The organism is Mycobacterium sp. E1715, assembly GCF_001667625.1.
GTDB lineage: Bacteria > Actinomycetota > Actinomycetes > Mycobacteriales > Mycobacteriaceae > Mycobacterium.
Genome location: NZ_LZJJ01000042.1, coordinates 1 through 713 on the forward strand (window position 1 = coordinate 1; position 713 = coordinate 713).

Annotated in this window: 1 protein-coding gene; it reads right to left on the reverse strand. The window is 71.7% G+C overall.

Features of this window, described 5'->3' with window-relative positions:
- Positions 1-713: PE/PPE C-terminal domain-containing protein (locus tag A9X03_RS02500; protein ID WP_197695997.1), on the reverse strand; the 713-nt coding region annotated here is incomplete at both ends.

Here is a 713-nt window from a genome sequence, read left to right on the forward strand (position 1 = left end):
TCGCCGCGGAGCTGCAGTCGGCTGCGTTGAGTTATCAGAATGTGGTGACTCAGCTGGCCAGTGAGGAGTGGGCGGGCCATGACGGTGGGGCGGAATCCGTAGCGGGGGCCGGCGCCGGCGTGGGTGCCGTTGCCGACTCCGGCCAGGGGCATGCCGCCGAGCAGGTTGCCCGGTCCCCCGGCTGCCTCGGGTGCGGCGCTGATCGCGCTGACCGGGACCGCGGTGTGGCCCATTGCCGGCAGCGCCGGGGCGCCGGTCCAGGCCACCGGCACCGACAACTTGCCGCCGATGGAGGCCGCCCCGCCGATGGCCGCGGCCGGGTGCACCGCTCCGGCGCCGCCGCCGAGCAGGCCACCGAGCCCACCCAGGCCGGGCAGCGCCTTGGCTGCCGCCGGAGCCGCACCACCGATCAACCCCACCGTCTTGGAGATCTGGGTGAAGGTGTTGGCCATACCGGTACTGAAGTACGGCAGACCCTCGGTGTTATAGAACAGGCTGGCGAACGGGCTGTAGCCGTTGACGGCCGCCCCCAGGTTGGTGGGGAAGGCGGTTTGGCCGGTCAACAGGAACCACAGCTCGCTCATCGGGTTGTTCGTCGTCGCGGCGGTGGCTGCTGCCTTGACTGGCGCGGTGGTCGTCGTCGTGGCGGTGGTGGCCGCCTTTTGCGCGACGTTGGCCGCGTTGCCGGCGGAAGTGTTGGCCGCCGCGTTGGC